Annotated in this window: 1 protein-coding gene; it reads right to left on the bottom strand. The window is 64.2% G+C overall.

Features of this window, described 5'->3' with window-relative positions:
* Positions 1–260, bottom strand: a 260-nt coding sequence (gene idi / locus SCA31_RS24115; RefSeq protein ID WP_410699520.1) for an isopentenyl-diphosphate Delta-isomerase, incomplete at both ends; no start/stop codon positions are given.

The raw sequence follows: 260 nt of genomic DNA, 5'->3' as shown, positions 1-260 counted from the left end.
CCATGTAGACAGGGCAGATTTCGTTCTCGACGATTCCTGTGGGGTCAACCGCTCGGTATCGGAAGTGCGGCAGGACGAGCTGGATCCTCGTGGCGTCCACCCCGAGTTCGAACTGTGCCCGGCGCATCAGGGCCTCCTCCGACTCCTCGCCGGGCGCGGGGTGGCCGCAGCAACTGTTGGTCCACACGCCCGGCCATGTCCTTTTCTCCGGAGAGCGGCGGGTCAGCAGGATTTCCCCCGACTCGTTCAGCAAATAGCAG

The organism is Chryseobacterium sp. SIMBA_028, from assembly GCF_046535285.1.
In the GTDB taxonomy this organism is placed as follows: Bacteria; Bacteroidota; Bacteroidia; order Flavobacteriales; family Weeksellaceae; genus Chryseobacterium.
The sequence above is the reverse complement of the archived record's forward strand: the minus strand, read 5'-3'. Positions and strand labels throughout refer to the sequence as shown.